Annotated in this window: 19 protein-coding genes; 7 read left to right on the top strand and 12 right to left on the bottom strand. The window is 71.6% G+C overall.

What is annotated here, in order from left to right:
• Nucleotides 1-28: 28 nt before the first annotated feature.
• From BJ969_RS21045 to hisD, 4 genes are read right to left on the bottom strand one after another with little or no spacing between them, the layout of a single operon-like run.
• Entirely contained in the window at nucleotides 29-181 is a 153-nt protein-coding gene (locus BJ969_RS21045; RefSeq protein ID WP_184481281.1) for a hypothetical protein, read from the bottom strand.
• Nucleotides 182-814, bottom strand: a complete 633-nt coding sequence (gene hisB / locus BJ969_RS21050; RefSeq protein ID WP_184481283.1) for an imidazoleglycerol-phosphate dehydratase HisB — start codon at nucleotides 812-814, stop codon at nucleotides 182-184.
• Nucleotides 811-1,941: a histidinol-phosphate transaminase gene (locus tag BJ969_RS21055; RefSeq protein ID WP_184481285.1), complete on the bottom strand. Its 1,131-nt coding sequence runs from the start codon at nucleotides 1,939-1,941 to the stop codon at nucleotides 811-813. The genes hisB and BJ969_RS21055 overlap by 4 nt, the downstream gene beginning before the upstream one ends.
• A 22-nt stretch (nucleotides 1,942-1,963) precedes the next feature.
• Nucleotides 1,964-3,292, bottom strand: a complete 1,329-nt coding sequence (hisD, locus tag BJ969_RS21060) for a histidinol dehydrogenase (protein WP_184481287.1) — start codon at nucleotides 3,290-3,292, stop codon at nucleotides 1,964-1,966.
• Nucleotides 3,293-3,489: 197 nt separating this feature from the next.
• Between hisD and BJ969_RS21065 the strand changes: the two genes are divergently transcribed.
• Nucleotides 3,490-4,710 carry a M14 family metallopeptidase gene (locus BJ969_RS21065; RefSeq protein ID WP_184481289.1) on the top strand — a complete coding sequence of 407 codons (1,221 nt, stop codon included), beginning with the start codon at nucleotides 3,490-3,492 and terminating at the stop codon, nucleotides 4,708-4,710.
• A gap of 155 nt (nucleotides 4,711-4,865) precedes the next feature.
• Nucleotides 4,866-5,669: an SAM-dependent methyltransferase gene (locus tag BJ969_RS21070; protein ID WP_343071719.1), complete on the top strand. Its 804-nt coding sequence runs from the start codon at nucleotides 4,866-4,868 to the stop codon at nucleotides 5,667-5,669.
• Between the two features lie 10 nt (nucleotides 5,670-5,679).
• On the opposite strand, the gene BJ969_RS21075 is transcribed toward BJ969_RS21070, so the two are convergent.
• The 4 genes from BJ969_RS21075 to BJ969_RS21090 form a co-directional block, all read right to left on the bottom strand.
• Nucleotides 5,680-6,237 (bottom strand): sugar O-acetyltransferase, encoded by a 558-nt coding sequence (locus tag BJ969_RS21075; protein ID WP_184481293.1) that lies wholly within the window; start codon nucleotides 6,235-6,237, stop codon nucleotides 5,680-5,682.
• A 69-nt stretch (nucleotides 6,238-6,306) separates the two neighbouring features.
• Nucleotides 6,307-7,719: an HNH endonuclease signature motif containing protein gene (locus BJ969_RS21080; protein ID WP_184481296.1), complete on the bottom strand. Its 1,413-nt coding sequence runs from the start codon at nucleotides 7,717-7,719 to the stop codon at nucleotides 6,307-6,309.
• A 250-nt stretch (nucleotides 7,720-7,969) separates the two neighbouring features.
• Nucleotides 7,970-8,131 (bottom strand): hypothetical protein, encoded by a 162-nt coding sequence (locus BJ969_RS21085; RefSeq protein WP_184481298.1) that lies wholly within the window; start codon nucleotides 8,129-8,131, stop codon nucleotides 7,970-7,972.
• A 391-nt stretch (nucleotides 8,132-8,522) separates the two neighbouring features.
• Nucleotides 8,523-9,200, bottom strand: coding sequence for a DUF2848 domain-containing protein (locus BJ969_RS21090; protein WP_184481300.1), 678 nt, complete (start codon nucleotides 9,198-9,200; stop codon nucleotides 8,523-8,525).
• A gap of 99 nt (nucleotides 9,201-9,299) precedes the next feature.
• Between BJ969_RS21090 and BJ969_RS21095 the strand changes: the two genes are divergently transcribed.
• A complete protein-coding gene (locus tag BJ969_RS21095) occupies nucleotides 9,300-10,598 on the top strand; it encodes an MFS transporter (RefSeq protein WP_184481302.1) in 1,299 nt (432 codons plus the stop codon).
• Here the strand turns inward: BJ969_RS21095 and BJ969_RS21100 are convergent.
• The gene (locus BJ969_RS21100; protein WP_184481304.1) at nucleotides 10,570-11,196 is read right to left on the bottom strand and encodes a GntR family transcriptional regulator; all 627 of its coding nucleotides are present in this window, start codon (nucleotides 11,194-11,196) and stop codon (nucleotides 10,570-10,572) included. The two genes, BJ969_RS21095 and BJ969_RS21100, sit on opposite strands and share 29 nt — an antisense overlap.
• Nucleotides 11,197-11,287: 91 nt before the next feature.
• Here BJ969_RS21100 and BJ969_RS21105 point away from each other — a divergent pair, with 91 nt between their 5' ends.
• Complete coding sequence (locus tag BJ969_RS21105; RefSeq protein WP_184481306.1) at nucleotides 11,288-12,079, top strand: carbon-nitrogen hydrolase family protein; 792 nt, start codon at nucleotides 11,288-11,290, stop codon at nucleotides 12,077-12,079.
• 15 nt (nucleotides 12,080-12,094) lie between these two features.
• On the opposite strand, the gene nadC is transcribed toward BJ969_RS21105, so the two are convergent.
• Genes nadC through nadA form a run of 3 tightly spaced genes read right to left on the bottom strand, consistent with a single transcriptional unit; the run spans nucleotide 12,095 to nucleotide 15,575 of the window.
• Complete coding sequence (gene nadC / locus BJ969_RS21110) at nucleotides 12,095-12,982, bottom strand: carboxylating nicotinate-nucleotide diphosphorylase (protein WP_184481308.1); 888 nt, start codon at nucleotides 12,980-12,982, stop codon at nucleotides 12,095-12,097.
• Nucleotides 12,979-14,574, bottom strand: coding sequence for an L-aspartate oxidase (locus BJ969_RS21115; protein ID WP_184481310.1), 1,596 nt, complete (start codon nucleotides 14,572-14,574; stop codon nucleotides 12,979-12,981). The genes nadC and BJ969_RS21115 overlap by 4 nt, the downstream gene beginning before the upstream one ends.
• The gene (nadA, locus tag BJ969_RS21120; RefSeq protein ID WP_184481312.1) at nucleotides 14,571-15,575 is read right to left on the bottom strand and encodes a quinolinate synthase NadA; all 1,005 of its coding nucleotides are present in this window, start codon (nucleotides 15,573-15,575) and stop codon (nucleotides 14,571-14,573) included. The genes BJ969_RS21115 and nadA overlap by 4 nt, the downstream gene beginning before the upstream one ends.
• A 141-nt stretch (nucleotides 15,576-15,716) precedes the next feature.
• On the opposite strand from nadA, the gene BJ969_RS21125 reads away from it, so the two are divergent.
• From BJ969_RS21125 to BJ969_RS21135, 3 genes are all read left to right on the top strand, one after another.
• Nucleotides 15,717-16,373, top strand: coding sequence for an NUDIX hydrolase (locus tag BJ969_RS21125; RefSeq protein WP_221316656.1), 657 nt, complete (start codon nucleotides 15,717-15,719; stop codon nucleotides 16,371-16,373).
• 63 nt (nucleotides 16,374-16,436) lie between these two features.
• Entirely contained in the window at nucleotides 16,437-17,114 is a 678-nt protein-coding gene (locus BJ969_RS21130; RefSeq protein WP_184481314.1) for an LON peptidase substrate-binding domain-containing protein, read from the top strand.
• A 48-nt stretch (nucleotides 17,115-17,162) separates the two neighbouring features.
• Nucleotides 17,163-18,155 (top strand): DUF8017 domain-containing protein, encoded by a 993-nt coding sequence (locus BJ969_RS21135; protein WP_184481317.1) that lies wholly within the window; start codon nucleotides 17,163-17,165, stop codon nucleotides 18,153-18,155.
• The last annotated feature ends 15 nt before the right edge of the window (nucleotides 18,156-18,170 follow it).

The raw sequence follows: 18,170 nt of genomic DNA on the forward strand, positions 1-18,170 counted from the left end.
CGTCGCCTGGCTGCTGTTCACATCCCCGTCACAGCAGCCAGGCGATTCCTCCCGCGGCGGCCAACGCCGCCAGCACGCCCAGCACCACCGCCATCACCCGCGTCGTCCGCCACATCGCGACGACACCGCCGACGAGGAAACCGGCCACGGCCAGCAGCACGATCGGCCCCAGGTTCTGCATCTAGAGCGCGCCCTTCGTCGACGGAACCACGCCCGCGAACCGCGGATCCGGCTCGGTCGCCGCGCGCAACGCTCGTGCGATCGCCTTGAACTGGGCCTCGGCGATGTGGTGCGGGTCGCGGCCGTGGATCACCCGCACGTGCAAGTTGATCTGCGAGTGGAACGCCAGCGACTCGAACACGTGCCGGTTCAGCACGAACGGGTAGTTCCCGCCGATGGTGAACGAGTTGTACTGCTCCGGTTCCCCGGTGAGCACGCAGTAGGAACGACCGGACACGTCGACCGCGGCGTGCGCCAAGGTCTCGTCCATCGGGATCCACGCGTCGCCGAACCGGCGGATGCCCTTCTTGTCGCCCAGCGCCTGCCGCAGCGCCTGGCCCAGCACGATCGCCGTGTCCTCCACCGTGTGGTGCGCGTCGATGTCGATGTCACCGGACGCCTTGACGTTCAGGTCGAACGCGGCGTGCGTGCCCAGCGCGGTGAGCATGTGGTCGTAGAACGGCACCGTCGTATCGACGTCGACCTTCCCGGTGCCGTCGAGGTCGAGCTCCACCAGCACGGAGGACTCCTTCGTGCTGCGTTCCACCCGCCCGACCCGGGTGCCCGGCGCGAACGCCGCCTCGGTCGTTGTCATCGCACGCTCTCCTCACTTGCCGCGTCCACCAGCGCCTTGCCCGCCGCCAGGAACGCGTCGTTCTCCTCCGGGGTACCGATGGTGACCCGCAGATGTCCGGCGATGCCGACGTCGCGGATCAACACCCCCGCGTCCAGGTAGCGCCGCCACGCGGCGTGCGCGTCCTCGAAACGCCCGAACAGCACGAAGTTGGCGTCGCTGCGCACCGGGGAGAACCCCATGCCGCGCAACGCCTCCACCACTCGGTTCCGCTCGTCGACCAAGGCCTGCACCGAGCCCAGCGTCGCCTTCGCGTGCCGCAGCGCGGCCCGCGCCGCGGCCTGGGTCAACGCCGAGAGGTGGTACGGCAGGCGCACCAGCAGCAGCGCGTCGATCATCGCGGGCGCCGCCGCCAGATATCCGAGCCTGCCGCCTGCGAAGGCGAACGCCTTGCTCATGGTGCGGCTCACGATCAGCTTCGCCGGGTACTCGTCGATCAGGCCGACCGCGCTCGGCTCGTCGCAGAACTCCACGTAGGCCTCGTCGACGACCACGATCCCCGGCGCCGCGTCCAGCACCGAGCGCAGGTCCTGCAGCGACACCGCCTGGCCCGTCGGATTGTTGGGACTCGTCACGAAAACCACGTCCGGACGGCGCTCCGCGACGATCGACGCCGCCTGCGGACCGTCCAAGCTGAAGTCCGCGCGCCGCGGCGCCGGCAACCACTCCGTGCGCGTTCCCGCCGACAGGATCGGGTGCATCGAGTACGACGGCTCGAAGCCCAACGCGCTGCGGCCCGGCCCGCCGAACGCCTGCAACACCTGCTGCAGCACCTCGTTCGAACCGTTCGCGGCCCACACGTTGCGATGCGAGACGGTCACCCCGGTGGCGCCGCTCAAGTAGGCGGCCAAGTCCTCCCGCAGCGCCACCGCGTCCCGGTCCGGGTAGCGGTGCAAGGACTCCGCGACGGCCCGAACCGACTCGGCCACCTCGGCCACCAGCTCCGGCGGTGGCGGGTACGGGTTCTCGTTGGTGTTCAACCGCACCGGCACGTCCAGCTGCGGGGCGCCGTACGGGCTGCGGCCGCGCAGGTCGTCGCGCAGCGGCAGGTCGGTCAGCGCCACGTCGGCGCCGAGCACGTCATTCATGGTTCTCTCTTCGCGGTGTGGATCAGCGGTCGAGGCCGGACGGGAAGCGGGCCGTGACGGCCTGCCCGTGCGCCGGGAGGTCTTCGGCGTCGGCCAGCGCGACGACCTCGCCCGCGACGTCCCGCAACGCCTGCTCGTCGTAGGAGATGACGTGGATGCCGCGCAGGAAGCTCTGCACGCTCAGCCCCGAGGAGTGCCGTGCGCAGCCGCCGGTGGGCAGCACGTGGTTCGAACCGGCGCAGTAGTCGCCGAGCGAGACCGGCGCGTGCGGGCCGACGAAGATCGCGCCCGCGTTGCGCACCCGCGCGGCCACCGACTCGGCGTCGGCGGTCTGGACCTCCAAGTGCTCGGCGGCGTAGGCGTCGACCACGGTGAGACCGTCGTCGACCGTTTCGACCAGCACGCAACCGGACTGCACGCCGGTGAGCGCGGTGCGGATCCGCTCGGCGTGCTTCGTCAACGGCACCTGGCGGGCCAACTCGGCGTCCACCGCGTCGGCCAGCTCCGGGGACGTCGTCACCAGCACGCTCGCGGCCAGCGTGTCGTGCTCGGCCTGGCTGATCAGGTCGGCGGCCACGTGCACCGGGTCGGCCGTGCCGTCGGCGAGCACCGCGATCTCCGTCGGCCCCGCCTCCGCATCGATGCCGATGACGCTGCGCAGGTGCCGCTTCGCCGCGGTGACGAACACGTTGCCGGGCCCCGTCACCAGGTCCGCGGGCAGCAGCCCGGCCCCGTCGGTGTCCTCGCCGCCGTAAGCGAGCAGCGCCACCGCTTGGGCACCGCCCACCGCCCACACCTCGTCCACCTCGAGCAGCGCGGCCGCCGCCAGGATCGTCGGGTGGGGCAGTCCGCCGAACTCGGCCTGCGGCGGCGAGCACACGACCAGCGACTCCACACCCGCGGCCTGAGCCGGCACCACGTTCATCACCACGCTCGACGGGTACACGGCGAGCCCACCGGGGGCGTAGAGCCCCACGCGGGCGACCGGCACCCACCGCTCCGTGACCGTGCCACCGGGCACGACTTGCGTGGTGACGTCGGTGCGCCGCTGCTCCCCGTGCACGCGCCGCGCGCGGTCGATGGACTCCTGCAGCGCCACTCGCACCGTCGGGTCGAGCCGTTCCAAGGCCCCGGCGAGCTCCGCGGCGGGCACTCGAACGCGCTCGGGACGCACCGAGTCGAACTTCTCGGTGTACTCCAGCACGGCGTCGACGCCACGCTCGCGAACGTCCTCGATCACCGGCCGCACCTGATGCAGCACGTGCTCCACGTCCATCTCGGCGCGCGGCAGCGTGGCGCGCAGCTCGGCGGTGGACGGAACACGACCGCGCAGATCGGTGCGGGAGAGCATGGGCGTCCTTTCAGGGCGGACGGAGGGCGGCTACTAGCTCAATCACCAGGGTAATCGCCCTGTTCGACGCTGTCCGACGCGCGTCCGCCGATGAACGGGAAAACGGTGATCGGCCGCTTCCGACGTTAGTGGGTTGCCAACGGATCGTGACTCGGGGAGTCTCGCTTGATCACCATCCGTGATCGATCGGAGGCCCGATGTCCAGCGCACGGCGCAGAGCAACGGCGGTGGCGGCCGCCGCATCCTTGGCCCTGCTACTCCCGGTCCAGGCGAGCGTGGCCGCACCTCAAGCCGGGCCCGCTCCCGCGGCCGAGGTCACCGGCGTCTACACGGTGCCCGACACCGACAGCCGCATCCGCACCGACATCAACGCCTCCGGCGCCCAGGTGCTCGGAGCGAAGGACGGCGTGGCGACGGTGGAAGCCACGACCGCACAGGCCGAGGAGCTGCGCTCGAACGGCCTCACCCTGCAGGCCCAGGCGTCGCCGCGGGACTTCCCGCCCGGTGACGAGGCCTACCACAACTACGACGAGATGGTCGCCGAGCTCGACAAGATCACGGCCGACCACCCGGACCTGGCCGCGAAGTCCAGCCTGGGGAAGAGCTTCGAGGGCCGCGACATCCCGCTGCTCAAGATCAGCGACAACGTGGCGCAGGACGAGGACGAGCCCGAAGTCCTGTTCGACTGCAACCAGCACGCCCGGGAACACCTGACCACCGAGATGTGCCTGCAGATCGCGAACCGGCTCACCGACGAGTACGCCGACCCCGCGGTGAAGGAGAGCGTCGACAACCGCGAGGTGTGGATCGTCCCGTCGGTCAACGTCGACGGCTCCACCTACGACGTCGAGTCCGGCGAGTACCAGGGCTGGCGGAAGAACCGGCAGGACACCGGCACGGACCTCAACCGCAACTGGGACTACCTGTGGGGCTGCTGCGGCGGCGCGAGCGACGACCCGCAGGACGAGACCTACCGCGGACCGCAGGCCTTCTCCGCACCGGAGACCGCGGCGCTGGCCGAGTTCATCGACTCCCGCGTCATCGACGGCACCCAGCAGATCAAGTCGGCGATCGACTTCCACACTTTCTCGGAACTCGTGCTGTGGCCCTTCGGGCACACCCAGGACGACGTGACCGAAGGCATGACCCAGCAGGAGTACGACCGGTTCGAGAAGGTCGGCACCGAGATGGCGGACTCCAACGGCTACACCCCGCAGCAGTCCAGCGACCTGTACACCACCGACGGCGACAGCCTCGACTGGATGTGGGGCAAGCACAAGATCCTCGCCTTCACCTTGGAGATGTACCCGTCCGGCGGAGGCCTCGACGGCTTCTACCCGCCGGGTGACGTGATCGAGCGGGAGACCGCCCGCAACAACGCGGCCGTGGACATCGTGCTGCGCGAAGCCGGCGCCTGACCCGATCGGCCCCGAGGGAAAGCCCGGACGCCCGGTGGGGCTCCGGGCTTTCCCCTTGCGCGGGCCTAGGAAGCGATACGGTCGCGAACACCGGATCACGCGGGAAGGGGTTCGCGATCACCAGCGATGACGAGCTACTAGAGGAGCTGGCCGGCATTCACGGTGAACTCGACCTCCACCGCCCCAACGCCGCGCGCATGTACGACTACTTCCTCGGCGGGACGCAGAACTTCCCCGCCGACCGGAAGGCCGCCGAGCAGCAGCTGACCCTGCTTCCGGCCACGCGGGTGGGGGTCCGCGAGAACCGGGCGTTCCTGCGCCGCGTCGTGCGGTACTGCGCGGAACGCGGCATCCGCCAATTCCTCGACCTCGGCTCGGGAATCCCCACCGCGGGCAACGTGCACGAGGTCGCGCACCAGGGCCGACCGGACGCCGTGATCGCTTACGTCGACCACGAACCGGTCGCAGTCGCGCACGCCCGGCGGTTGCTGCACGGCGAGGAGCGGGTGACGGTCACCCAAGCCGACCTGTCGCATCCCGCCGACGTGCTCGACGCTCCGGGCGTGACCCGGTTGCTGGACTTCGACCAGCCGATCGCCGTGCTCGCGTTGTCGGTGCTGCACTTCGTGTCCGACGAAGCGGACCCGGCGGGCGTCCTCGCCGCTTACCAGCGGGCGTGCGCGCCGGGCAGCGTGCTGGCGGTGAGCCACGCATCGGGCGCGGGCCTGTCCGCCACGCAGGTGGTGGAAGGGCTGCGCATCTACGACCAGACTCCGACGCCGCTGAGCCTTCGGCCCGCGGAGCAGGCGCGGGAGCTGCTCACCGGCTGGTCGCTGATCCCGCCGGGCGTGGTGCCCGTGGTGGAGTGGCGGCCGGATTTCGACGTCAGCGAAGAGGTTCGCTCCGCCGTCGGGAACGGCTGGGCGGCCGTCGGGGTGAAACCGTCCGCGAGCGGATGAGCCAGGACCGCTACAGGGACTTCAGCACGCGGCACGGGTTGCCCGCGGCGAAGACGCGTTCGGGGACGTCCCGGGTGACTACGCTGCCCGCCCCGATCACGCTGTTCGAACCGATGGTCACGCCAGGGCAGACGATGACGCCGCCGCCGAACCACACGTTGTCGCCGACGGTGATGGGAGCGGCGGTCTCCCACCTCTGCCTGCGCGCTTCGTGGTCCTCCATCGGGTGCAGCGCGGTGAGCAGTTGGCACCGCGGACCGATCGACACGTCATCGCCGATCGTGATCGGGGCGCAGTCCAGCAGGATCGCGTCGTAGTTCAGGAAGCTGTTGCGCCCCAACCGGATGAGGTACCCGTAGTCGCACTGGAACCGGGGCATGATCCACGATCCGGCCCCGATTTCGCCCAGCAGTTCCGCGAGCAGGCTCCGCCGTTCGTCCTCCTGCCCGGAGCGGGTCGCGTTGAACTCGTCGAGCAGTGCCTGGCAGCGGCGTCGTTCGTCGACGAGTTCCGGATCGCCGTCCTGGTACGGCTCCCCGCGCAGCATCCGATCCTTGTGCTCACCCATGGCGCCAGGATGCCGGAGTCGCACCGCCTCGTCGATCTTGGGCGAGCACGCCGGGGTGCCTGACCGCCCTCATCGGGCGGCCAGGTCGGGTGGTTCGTGGTGCGCCCGGTTGCCGGGCCTGGGTGTTCGATCGGCATCGATCCACGCCGGCGGTGTGAACACCGGCCGTCCGGCGTCCAGCTCGATCGTCCAGCCGTGCGCGTGGGCAACCGCGTGGTGGTGGGCGCAGAGCATGACCAGGTTGTCGAGCGCGGTAGCCCCGCCGTCCGCCCAGTGGCGGAGGTGGTGCGCCTCGGACGTACCGGGCGGGTGATCGCACGAGGGGAAGGCACACGTCCCGTCCCGCGCGAGCAGGGCCGCACGCAGGTGCGGCGGCGCCGTCCTGCGAGCCCTCCCCACGTCGAGCGGGCGGCTTTCGCCGTCCAGCAGAACCGGCAACAGCTCCGCATCGCAGGCGATGCGGCGCGCCGTTTCCGCGGTGATCGGTTGACCGGTGGTCTCGATCGTCCCGCCGAACCGCTCGTCGTCCAAGGACTCCCGGAGCTGGTCGTGCGCGATGGTGATCGTCAGGTGCGGGCGCTGTCCGCCGCTGCGCGGCAGCTCGTCCGAGGCCAGCACGATCTCCACGAGACCGGCCAGCGCATCGGCGTACCGCTTGCCGGCCGTCCGCTGATCCCGACGGCCGGAGTCCTGCGGTCGAGGGGCGGCGAGCGGTTCCAACGCCGCGTGCAGTTTCGCCCCGGTCTCGCGGTCCAGCCTGCCCTTCAGCAGGGTCATCCCGTCCCGATCGGTGGTCAGGTGCAGTTCGCGGCGTTCGACCTGCCTGCGCTCGTCGCGCAGCGCGCCGTCCTGGTCGAGCAGGTACCGCACCCGCTCGGCGGCGATCTCCAGCTCGCGCGGTGAGAGCACCTTCGCCTGCTCGGCGAGGGTTTCCTCCACCTCGGCGCGCTGCACCGGCCCGACCAGCGGCGGGAGCTTCTCCATGCCGTTGACGATCACTTGGGCGTGGGCGAGGCTCGTCTCGCGTTCCCGCAGGACCCTGGCGGTCGCGGGCAACGCGGGCGGCAGCGGTTCACCACCGGGTTCGGCTCGTTCGGCCACCGCTCGCCCGACCACCACGCGGGACCGCGCGTCGCCGCGGGCGATGTTCAACAGCTCCCGCACCCACACCGGCATCGATCGCACGCCCGCTTCGCTGTGCAGGCCTCGCCGCTCGGACTCGGCGATGAGCTCCGCCTGCCACGACATCGCGGCGCGGACGACGGATTCGGAGTCGCGGATCCCCGCGACCAGTTCATCGTCGGAGCGGGAAGCGGCGGGACGTGCCAGCCGGTCGAACAGGTTCTCCATCACCGGCCCGAGTTCGGGCACGGGAGCGGAACCGTCGATGCTGCCGTCGCCAGCGCGACGCGTCTCTTCGCGCGGCTCCGGCACGCGCGGGGCGTCGCCCACCGGGGGCTGCGGCACGACCAAGGGCTCCATGACTCCCAGTGTTCCCAGTCGAACACAGATTCGTCATCACTTGATCGTGCTGTATCCAGCCGGAATCCGACGTCGTTCCGGCCGTCGTGGAACGGAGCACTTCGCGGGTGCGCACCTGCCGGTGCGACGTCCGCTGCTCCGGCGGCGGATGGGCGCGTTCCGGGAACGGCGCCCACGCCGTCTCAGTTCATCCGAACCGCCCTCGGGGCGGACCGTCCGGATGGTGTTGCCGCTCGGCGTCCTGAGCGGATCAGGACAGCAGGAGAACGACGACTCCCACGATGATGCCGACCAGGACCACGACCGCGGCCGTGATCATGACGGCTCGCAGCTGCGGCCGTTCTTCCTGGACCTCCGACTGCGCCCGCTCGCGCCACTGCATGAAAGTGGTGCCCTCGCCGCTGTCGCTCACGTCTGTCTCCCACTCGTCGTGTGCTGCTCCTGGCACCGTTCACGGCCGGGCGCCGTGAACTTGCAGGGAGTCACGATGCCACATCGTCCGGATCACATTCGGACCACGTGCCGGGTTGATCGCCGAGGTGCAGATGTGCCGCGTGCACCGGCGGCCGATCTCGTCGCCACCGCGGGACCACGCCGTCGCACGACACCGCGCCTGCCCGGCCGAGCATGGCGGCGAGCGGGCCCGCAGGGCAAGCGCCACGGGCCGACCGGCACCCGGCCGCGCCCGTCGAATCGAGTCGATGCGGGGCCGTCCTCCTCCGTCGAAGGCGGCTGCGCTCGACGACGGACACGATCGTGCGGCACCGGCCGGGCGTGGCGGGCCGAGCGGTCCCGCCGTCTCGCTACGCGATCGGCGCCGGCATCTGACGGACGGCGTATTCGCAGCTCACGACGTCGCCGGTCGCCGGGTCCCCCAGGTCGACCCGCCACGAATCCGCGAACTGGTCGACGGAGGTGTCCATCGGGATCGTGCCGGACAGCAGCACGGTTCCGGGCTCGGCGAGTTCGAGCTTCCGCAGCTCCTCGAGCCAGTACACCGGTGTGAGCAGCTCCCCGAGCGTGCCGTGCTGGATGCGGCGGCCACCGACGTCAGCGGTGAGGGTCAGCGAGTCGATCCGGTCGGCGACCTCGACCAGCCGCCAGGCACGCGAGCCGAGCACGTCCGGCCCGGCTTGCTTGCTCCAGGCGACGCCGTGCACCTCCAGCTCCCGGTCGGTGTGGTCGCAGGCGGCGGTGAGCAGCACGTCCTCCTCGCGCGGCCCCGCGATGATCAGCGCCCATTCCGCTTCCCCTGAGGTGCGCGCGTGCTGCACGGGGACGTCCGCGGTCTGCATCGCGAGGTACGGCGCCACGGGGTACAGGCAGGGAGTGCGCGTGGGCGCGGGCACTCCGAGTTCGGCGAGTTCGGCGACGTGCGCGGCCACGTCGTCCTGGCTGCGCCCGGCGTAGCCGGCGTTGAGCAGCGTCCGCACGGGCACCTCGACGGACGTGCCTGCCACATCGAAACGAAGCGGAAACATCAGACCCTCCCGATCAGCATACTTCTTGTATACAGTTCGTATCACTTCTTCGCCCGAACACCCGGCCGATGTGACGAACTCCCCGACAAGGAACCGCCGATGAGTCAAGCGCTCGCCGATACACCCACACGCCCGCCGCGCAAGGACCTGGTCAAGGCGTTCGTCGCCGCCCTGTCCGGCACCTCGCTGGAGTGGTACGACTTCGCCGCCTACTCGGTGGCCTCCGCCCTCGTCTTCGGCGACCTGTTCTTCCCCAGCCACGACCCCCTCTCCGGCACGCTGCTGGCCTTCTCCACCTACGCCGTGGGATACCTGTCCCGGCCGCTGGGCGGTTTCGTGTTCGGCCGGCTCGGCGACGTGCTCGGCCGCAAGCAGGTGCTGGTCACGACCCTGCTGCTCACCGGTGTCGCCACGGTGCTCATCGGCCTGCTGCCCACGCACGGCCAGGTGGGAGCGCTGGGCGCCGTGCTGCTGGTGGCGCTGCGGTTCGCGCAGGGCGTCGGCATCGGCGGCGAGTGGGGCGGCGCCGTGCTGCTCTCCAGCGAGTTCGGCGACGAACGGCACCGCGGGTTCTGGGCGTCGGCCGCCCAGATCGGCCCGCCCGCCGGCAACCTGCTGGCCAACGGCGTCCTCGCGGCGCTGGCCGCGAGCCTCACCCCCGAGCAGTTCCTGTCCTGGGGCTGGCGGGTCGCGTTCCTGCTCTCCGCGGTCCTGGTCATCTTCGGCCTGTGGATCCGGGTGAAGCTGGAGGAGACACCGGTGTTCCGCGAGCTGCAGCAGCAGGGCGACCAGGCCGCCGCGCCGTTGCGCGAGGTGTTCACCGAGGAACCGCGCGCGCTGATCTCCGCGATCCTGTCCCGCGTCGGACCGGACGTGCTCTACGCGCTGTTCACCGTCTTCGTGCTCACCTACGTCACGAAGGAGCTCGGGCTGCCGCAGAGCTGGGCCGTGGCCGGGGTCATGATCGGCTCCACCTGCCAGCTGGCGTTGATCCCCGCGGCGGGATGGCTCTCGGACCGGTGGGGAAGGCGCAGGGTGTACGCGATCGGTGCGCTCGGCGGCGCGGTGTGGCCGTTCGCCTTCTTCCCGCTGATCGGCGGGGGTTCGGCACCGATGCTGGTGGTCGGGGTGATCGTGGGCCTGCTGTGGCACTCGTTGATGTACGGCCCGCAGGCGGCGTTCGTGTCCGAGCAGTTCAGCACCCGGTTGCGCTACACGGGTTGCTCGCTGGCTTACACGTTGGCGGGTGTGATCGGCGGTGCGCTGGCCCCGCTGCTGTTCACGTCCCTGTTCGCCTACTTCGACAGCTGGATCGCGCCCGCCTGCTACCTGCTGGCGACCTGCGTGGTCACCCTCGTCGGGTTGGCGATCAGCCCGCGAGCAGCACGTGCCGCGTAGCGTCCAGGTGGGCGGTGATCGCCGCTTGAGCGGCAGCGGCGTCACCGCCGGCCAGCGCGTCGAGGATCGCGTCGTGCTCGTCGAGGACCGCTTTGCGCCTGTTCTCCGCGGAGAACAGCGCGACGATGCCCGCGCGGACCTGCCGGGCGCGCAGGCCGTCGTAGCTCTTGGTCAGCATGTCGTTGCCCACGGCCCGCACGAGGGCCGAGTGGAAGCGGTGGTCGAGGTCGATGAACGACCTCGCGTCGTCGTCGGCGCGCAGGGCGCGCTGGCGGTCGAGTTCACCGCGCATCTCCGGCACCGGGACGGTGTCGAGTTCGAGGGTGCGCCGGGCCGAGTAGCACTCCATCATTCCGCGCAGTTCGAACAGCTCGCGGATCTGCCGTCCCGCGACGGGTGCGATGTAGGCGCCGCGCTTCGGGACGAGCTGCACCAGTTCTTCGGCCGCGAGCAGCAGCAGGGCTTCCCGGATCGGTGTGCGGGAGACGCCGATGTCGTCGGCGAGCGACTGCTCGTTGACGAACTGGCCCTGCATCGCGGGATCGCTCAGCACGGTGTCCTTGAGGTGGTCGTAGGCGAGCTGGCGGCCCGAGGTCAACGGTGGCTCCTTGCGGTGCGTTCAGGTTCGATCCGGAACCCTTGCATATTTTTGGTATACAACAGTGTAGAGCCGAGGAGAGGCGGAACCCATGCGCATCGCGCTGTGCCAGATCGTGTCGACCCCGGAGCCGAAGGCGAACCTGGACCTGGTCGCCGACGGTATCCGCCGCGCGGCGGCGGCGGGGGCGGAACTCGCGGTCTTCCCCGAGGCCACCATGGCCTGCTTCGGCGTCCCGCTGGCGCCGATCGCCGAGCCGCTCGACGGCCCGTGGGCCGCCGAGGTCCGCAAGCTCGCCGATGAGGCGGGGATCGTGGTGGTCGCGGGCATGTTCACCCCCGCGGCCGACGGGAGGGTCACGAACACGCTGCTGGTCACCGGGCCGGGGGTGGACGCGCACTACGACAAGATCCACCTCTACGACGCCTTCGGCTTCGCCGAGTCCCGCACCGTCGCTCCCGGCGCGGCCCCGCTGGTCGTCGACGTCGGCGGCACGCGCGTCGGGGTCACGACCTGCTACGACGTGCGCTTCCCCGGTCTGTACACGACGTTGGCCGACCAGGGCGCATCGGTGATCGTCACCGCCGCCTCCTGGGGCTCGGGCGAGGGCAAGCGCGAGCAGTGGGAGCTGCTGGTGCGCGCCCGCGCGCTGGACAGCACGTCGTGGGTCGTGGCGTGCGGGCAGGCGGACCCGCGCACCGCGGGCGTCGAGCCGAGCGGCAAGGCGCCCACCGGCATCGGCTACAGCACCGTCGCCACGCCGGTCGGCACCGTGCACGCGCAGCTCACCGACTCCCCCGACGTGCTGGTCACCGATCTGGACCCGGCCGCGGTGGAGCAGGCGCGCGCGAACATCCCCGTGCTGTCCAACCGGCGGTTCTGAGTCCTCCGCGCGACCTCACATGTCCAGGCCGATGTCCAACGCCGGGGACGAGTGGGTGAGCGCGCCAACGGCGAGGTAGTGCACGCCGGTCTCGGCGTAGGCGCGGGCGGCTTCGAAGGTGATCCCGCCGGAGGCTTCCAGTTCGGTTCCCGGCGAGATCTCCTTGGTGCGCCGCACCGCGTCGGCGCAGTCCTGCGGCGTGAAGTTGTCCAGCAGCACCAGCTCGGCGCCTTCCGCCAGCACCTCGTCCAGCTCCTCCGCCGTGGTCACTTCGACTTCGAGGGGCAGTTCCGGCGCGTGGTCGCGGCAGGCGCGCAGCGCGGCGACCACGGACCCGGCGGCCACGACGTGGTTGTCCTTGATGAGCATCGCGTCGCCGAGCCCCATGCGGTGGTTCACGCCGCCGCCGCAGCGCACCGCGTACTTCTGCAGCACGCGCAGTCCCGGCAGGGTCTTGCGGCTGTCCCGGATGCGGCAGCCGGTGCCCTCCACCGCCCGCACCCATTCGGAGGTCGCGGTCGCGATGCCGGAGAGGTGGCAGAGCAGGTTCAGCGCGGTGCGTTCCGCGGTGAGCAGTCCGCGAACCGGGGCGTGCACGCTCAGCGCGCTCTCCCCCGGCATGATCATGTCGCCGTCCTCGCGGCTGTGCAGCACCTTGTAGCCGTCCGGGCCGAGCACCTCGTCGAGGACCGCCCGTGCGATCGGGATCCCGGCGACGACTCCGGCCGGGCGGGCTTGGAAGGCGGCTTCGGCGATGGCGTCGACGAGGACGGTCGCCTCGGTGGTGACGTCGAGGCCGTAGCGCAGGTCCTCGGCCAGGGCGGCGCGCACCAGCGTGCGGATCTCCTGGGGTTCCAGGCCGGCGGAGCGCAGGTGTCCGGCGGTCACCTCGGACAGGGTCATGCGACGCTCCTCACGGGTTCGCGGTCGGTGCGGAACAGCCAGCCGGACACGTCCAGTCGCAGCGCGACGCTGCGCCGCCAGCGTACGTCGTCGGGTTCCGGGTGGTCCCGTCGCCGGTGGCTGCCGCGGGATTCGACGCGGGCCGCGGCGGCGGCGAGCAGCGCCTGCGCCGTGAGCGCCAGGGAGGCGTCTTCCACCGCCTCGCGAGTCCGAAGTGGACGGACGACGCCCGCGCGGTCCAGCGTCGCGGCGGCCTCCGCGAGCCCGTCGGCGCTGCGGCCGATCCCGGCGTGGCGGGTCATGGTGCGCTGCAGCAGGTCGCGGTCCACCACGGCCGCCGCCGGAACCGCCGGCAGCACCGGTTTGCGCGCGGTCAGGCCGCCGCGCAGGTCCCGGGCCACGGCATCGGCGGCGCGCGCCCCGACGACCAGGCCTTCGAGCAGGCTGTTCGAGGCCAGTCGGTTCGCGCCGTGCAGTCCGGTGCGCGCGACCTCGCCCGCCGCGTAGAGCCCGGCCACTCCGGTTCGACCATCCACATCGGACACGACTCCGCCGCACGAGTAGTGCGCGGCGCTGGTCACCGGGATCGGTTCCCGCAGCGGGTCGATGCCCGCTTCCCGGCACGACGCGAAGACGGTGGGGAACCGGGTGGCGAATCCGGGGATGCCCGTGGCGTCCAGCAGCACGCATTCCGCGCCCGTCTCGGCCATCCTGCGGTTGATCGCCGCCGACACCACGTCGCGCGGCGCCAGGTCCTCCAGGGGATGTTCGCCTGCCATGACCCGACGGCCGCGGGTGTCCAGCAGCACCGCACCTTCCCCGCGCACCGCTTCGGTGACCAGCGGACGGCGTCCGCGCGCGGCGTCAGGCGTGTAGAGCACGGTGGGGTGGAACTGCACGAACTCCAGGTCCGCCACGGTCGCTCCTGCCCGCAGCGCGAGCGCGATCCCGTCGGCGGTGGCCACGTCGGGGTTGGTCGTCGCCGCGTAGAGCTGCCCCAATCCGCCGGTGGCGAGCAGGACCGCCGGTGCGCGCAGCACGCCGGGGTTGCCGTGCGGGTCGAGCGCGAGCGCTCCGGCGAGCGCGCCGCCGTCGCTGCGCACGAGTTCGACGACGCAGTGCTGCTCCAGCACCGGGATCCCGCCGGAACCGACCGCGCTCGACAACGCGCGCTGCACTTCGGCACCGGTGGCGTCCCCGCCCGCGTGGATCACCCGGAACGCGGTGTGCCCGCCTTCGCGGGTCCGCGAGAGCGCGTCGCCCGCGGTGTCGAACCGGGCGCCCGCCGCCCGGAGCCCGTCGACCGCCGCGGCGCCGTCCGCGAGGATCGACCGCACCGCCTGCTCGTCGCACAGGCCCGCACCGGCGGTGAGGGTGTCCGCGACGTGGCGCTGCACGCTGTCGCCGTCGTCGTGCTCGTCGGGTCGCACCACCGCGACGCCGCCTTGCGCCCAGCCGGTGTTGCCCGCGGCGGCCGAATCCTTCGTCACCACGAGGGTCCGCAGTCCGAGCTCGCGGGCGCGCAGCGCGGCGGTGAGTCCGGCGACCCCGGTGCCGACGACGACCAGGTCCGCTCGTGCTTCCCAGGTCACTCGCCACCCCCGGGCTTGCCGATGCTGATCATCCGCTCCACCGAGCCGCGGGCGCGTTCGGCGATGTCGGCGGGCACGTGCACCTCGTCGGCTTCCTCCCGCAGGCCGCGCAGCAGGGCCGCCGGAGTGATCATCTTCATGTAGCGGCAGGAGGCCCGGTCGTTCACCGCCCGGAAGTCGATCTCGGGTGCGGCCCTGCGCAGCTGGTGCAGCATGCCGACCTCGGTGGCCACCAGCACCGATGCGGCGCCGGTCTCGCGGGCGGCGTCGAGCATCCCGCCGGTGGAGAGGATCTTGACCCGTTCCGGGGGCAGCGTCCCTTCCCCGGCCAGGTACAGCGCGGAGGTGGCGCAGCCGCATTCGGGGTGGATGAACAGGTCGGCGTCCGGGTTCGAGGCCGCGCGGTCGGCGAGTTCCGGCCCGTTGATGCCGGCGTGCACGTGGCATTCCCCCGCCCAGACGTGGACGTTGTCCCGCCCCGTCTCGCGGCGCACGTGCGCGCCGAGGAACTGGTCGGGGCAGAACAGCACTTCCCGTTCCGCCGGGATGGAGCGCACCACGTCGACCGCGTTCGAGGAGGTGCAGCAGATGTCGGTCTCGGCTTTGACCTCGGCGGTCGTGTTCACGTAGGAGACGACGACGGCGCCGGGGTGTTCGGCCTTCCACGCGCGCAGCTGCTCCGCGGTGATGGAGTCGGCGAGCGAGCAGCCGGCGCGGGCGTCCGGGATGAGGACCTTCTTGCCGGGGCTGAGGATCTTCGCGGTCTCGGCCATGAAGTGCACGCCGCAGAAGACGATGGTCGAGGCGGCGCTCTCGGCGGCGATCCGGCTCAGCGCCAGGGAGTCCCCGGTGTGGTGGGCGATGTCCTGGATCTCGGGCAGCTGGTAGTTGTGCGCCAGCACGACGGCGTCGCGTTCTTCGGCGAGTTCGCGGACTTCCCGGGCCCACGCCTCGTCCGGTTCCACGCCCGTGTACGGAACGAGCTGTTCGGCTAACACCATCTGTTCCTCCTCAGCACCGGCACGCGCGTCGGCGCGCATGTCGGTGTTTGCCCACCGAGCAGTTTTCGCCTTACAATCGAAAACGTGCCTCATAGTAACACCGCCGATCGCGCGGACAAGGGAGATGCAGCTCACGAGGTACTGGCGGGAGTGCTGCGCGCGCACGAAGGACGGCTCCACGTGCTGCTCTGGCAGCGCGCCCAGCCGCCGCACGAGCACCGCTGGGCGCTGCCCGGCGGCAGGCTCCGCGCGGACGAGGACGTGGAGACCTCGATCCGGCGCCAGCTCGCGGAGAAGGTCGACGTGCACAAGCTGAGCCACGTCGAACAGCTCTCGGTGTTCAGCGCCCCCGACCGGGTTCCCGGGCACCGGGCGGTGGCGACCGCGTTCCTCGGGCTGGTGCCCTCCGACGTGGACCCGGAGGTGCCCGCCGACACCGCGTGGCACCCGGTCGACGAGCCCCCTGCGACCGCGTTCGACCACGAGCGCATCACGCACGCCGCCCGCGCGCGCCTCAGCGCGAAGCTGTCCTACACCAACATCGGCTTCGCGCTCGCCCCCGCCGAGTTCACCATCTCGGAGCTGCGCGGCATCTATTCCGCCGCACTGGGCTACGAGGTCGCCGCGACCAACCTGCAACGAGTTCTCACCCGCCGCGGCGCCCTGTCCCCCACCGGCCGCACCATGCCCGCCGGCCCGTCCGGTGGCCGTCCGCCCGCGCTGTTCCGGTTCACCAACCCCGGCTTGGAGGTCACCGATCCGTTCGCCGTGTTCCGCCCTCCCACCGGACGCGGGTAGCGGCGGAACCCGCGGGCCCGGTGTGCTGGCCGATGGGCGGGGAGGGGACGTAGGTTGGCGGCTGTGACCGAGACGCTCCCGCTGTTCCCGTTGAGCACGGTGCTGCTGCCCGGTGCCGACCTCCCGCTGCACATCTTCGAGGCGCGCTACCGGCAGCTGGTGCTCGACCTGGTCGAGGAAGTCGTGCCGGACCGCCGCTTCGGCGTGGTCGGCATCCGGCAGGGCTGGGAGGTCGGCGACGACAACGTCGACTCGATGTACGACGTGGGCTGTTCGGCGCGGCTGCGCCAGGTCCAGCAGCTGCCGCAGGGCCGCTACGACATCACCGCCGACGGCGGGCACCGGTTCCGGCTGCTGCAGATCGACCGGGAGGCTGCGCCGTACCTGATGGCACGCGTCGAGTGGCTCCCGGACAGCGAGCCCGCCGAGGATCCCCGCCTCACCGGTCGGCTGGACGCCGCCGCCCGGGCCGCGCACGAGCGCTACCACGGCACCGGGCTGCGCGGAGATCGCTACGACGCCCCCGCGACGGATCTGGACCCGGCCGACCTGTCCTACGCCTTGGCGGAGGACTGCGTGCTCAGCACCGACGACCGCCAGGAGCTGCTCGCGGAGACGGATCCGCTGGCCCGGTTGCGGCTGGTGCGCCGGCTGCTCGTGCGCGAGGCGGAATTCCTGCGCGAACTGCGGGCGGTGCCGGCGCCGCTGGCGGAGTTCGCGGAGCAGACCAGCGTGAACTGATCCGCGAAGGCCGCCCGGGCGCTTCGGATCACTCGCTAGGATCACCCCATGTCATCACCTGGTGGGCCGGGGAACTGGGGTTTTCCGGAAAATGGGGCTTCGCCGGAGCACGGCGGGCACGGGGGCTGGGGTCCGGCGCAGCAACCGCAGCACGTCGGGCAGCAGCCGTACCAAGGCGGCATGCGGTACCAGGGTTTCGGCACGTTCCAGCAGCCCCAGCAGGGCCAGCAACCCCCGCAGGGCCAGCAACCCCAACACCCCCAGCAGGGCCAGTGGGCGCAGCAGGGCTTCGGCCCGCCGCCCCCGCCGAAGCGCAACCGCGGCCCCTTGATCGCGGCGGTCGCCGCGGGTGCCGTGGTGGTCGTCGCACTGGTGACCGCGGTGGTCGTCGTGAGCTCGCGGAGCGAGGAGCGCGCCGGGCCCGAACCGGTGCCCGCCCCCACTTCGGCCCCCGCGCCCCCGACTTCGCAGCCGACCTCGGCCGCCACCGCGGCCCCGCCGGAAGCGGTGGTCCCGGGCTGGCAGGCGGTGCCCGTGCCGAATCGGCACGCCGTGTACGACGCCCCGCTGGAGTGGGCGCTGGAGACTCCGGACAACGTCGTCGGCTTCGGCGAGCCGGACGACGCGGTGACCATGACCGGCGTCGCGGTGTACCAGGAGGACTTCTGCGCGGAGGTGCGCGGCAGCTACCGCGCGATCGCCGGGGCCACCGCGCGGCGCGGGCCCGATGACGCCGCGGTCGCCACCGAGACGGCCCGCAAGTTCGCCGAGCTCGCCTACGGCCCGGACGCGCGGATCGAGCTCTCCCCCGCCCAGCCGGTGCAGCTGGCGGGCGGCATCCCGGCGAGCAAGGTCGTCGCCACGGTCTTCCCCGCGCCCGGCCCGTGCGGTTCGCCCAGCGTGCTGATCAACACCCTCGCCACCAACGGCGACGGGGAGAGCTCGGTGGTGCACATCGCAGGCGCCGACCAGGGCGTTCCCGGCGCCATCACCCCGGACGTCCTGGACCGCCTGACGGCGTCCCTGCGCCCCGCGGGCTGAGCACGGCAGCCCGCT

Source organism: Saccharopolyspora gloriosae, assembly GCF_014203325.1.
Taxonomy (GTDB): domain Bacteria; phylum Actinomycetota; class Actinomycetes; order Mycobacteriales; family Pseudonocardiaceae; genus Saccharopolyspora_C; species Saccharopolyspora_C gloriosae.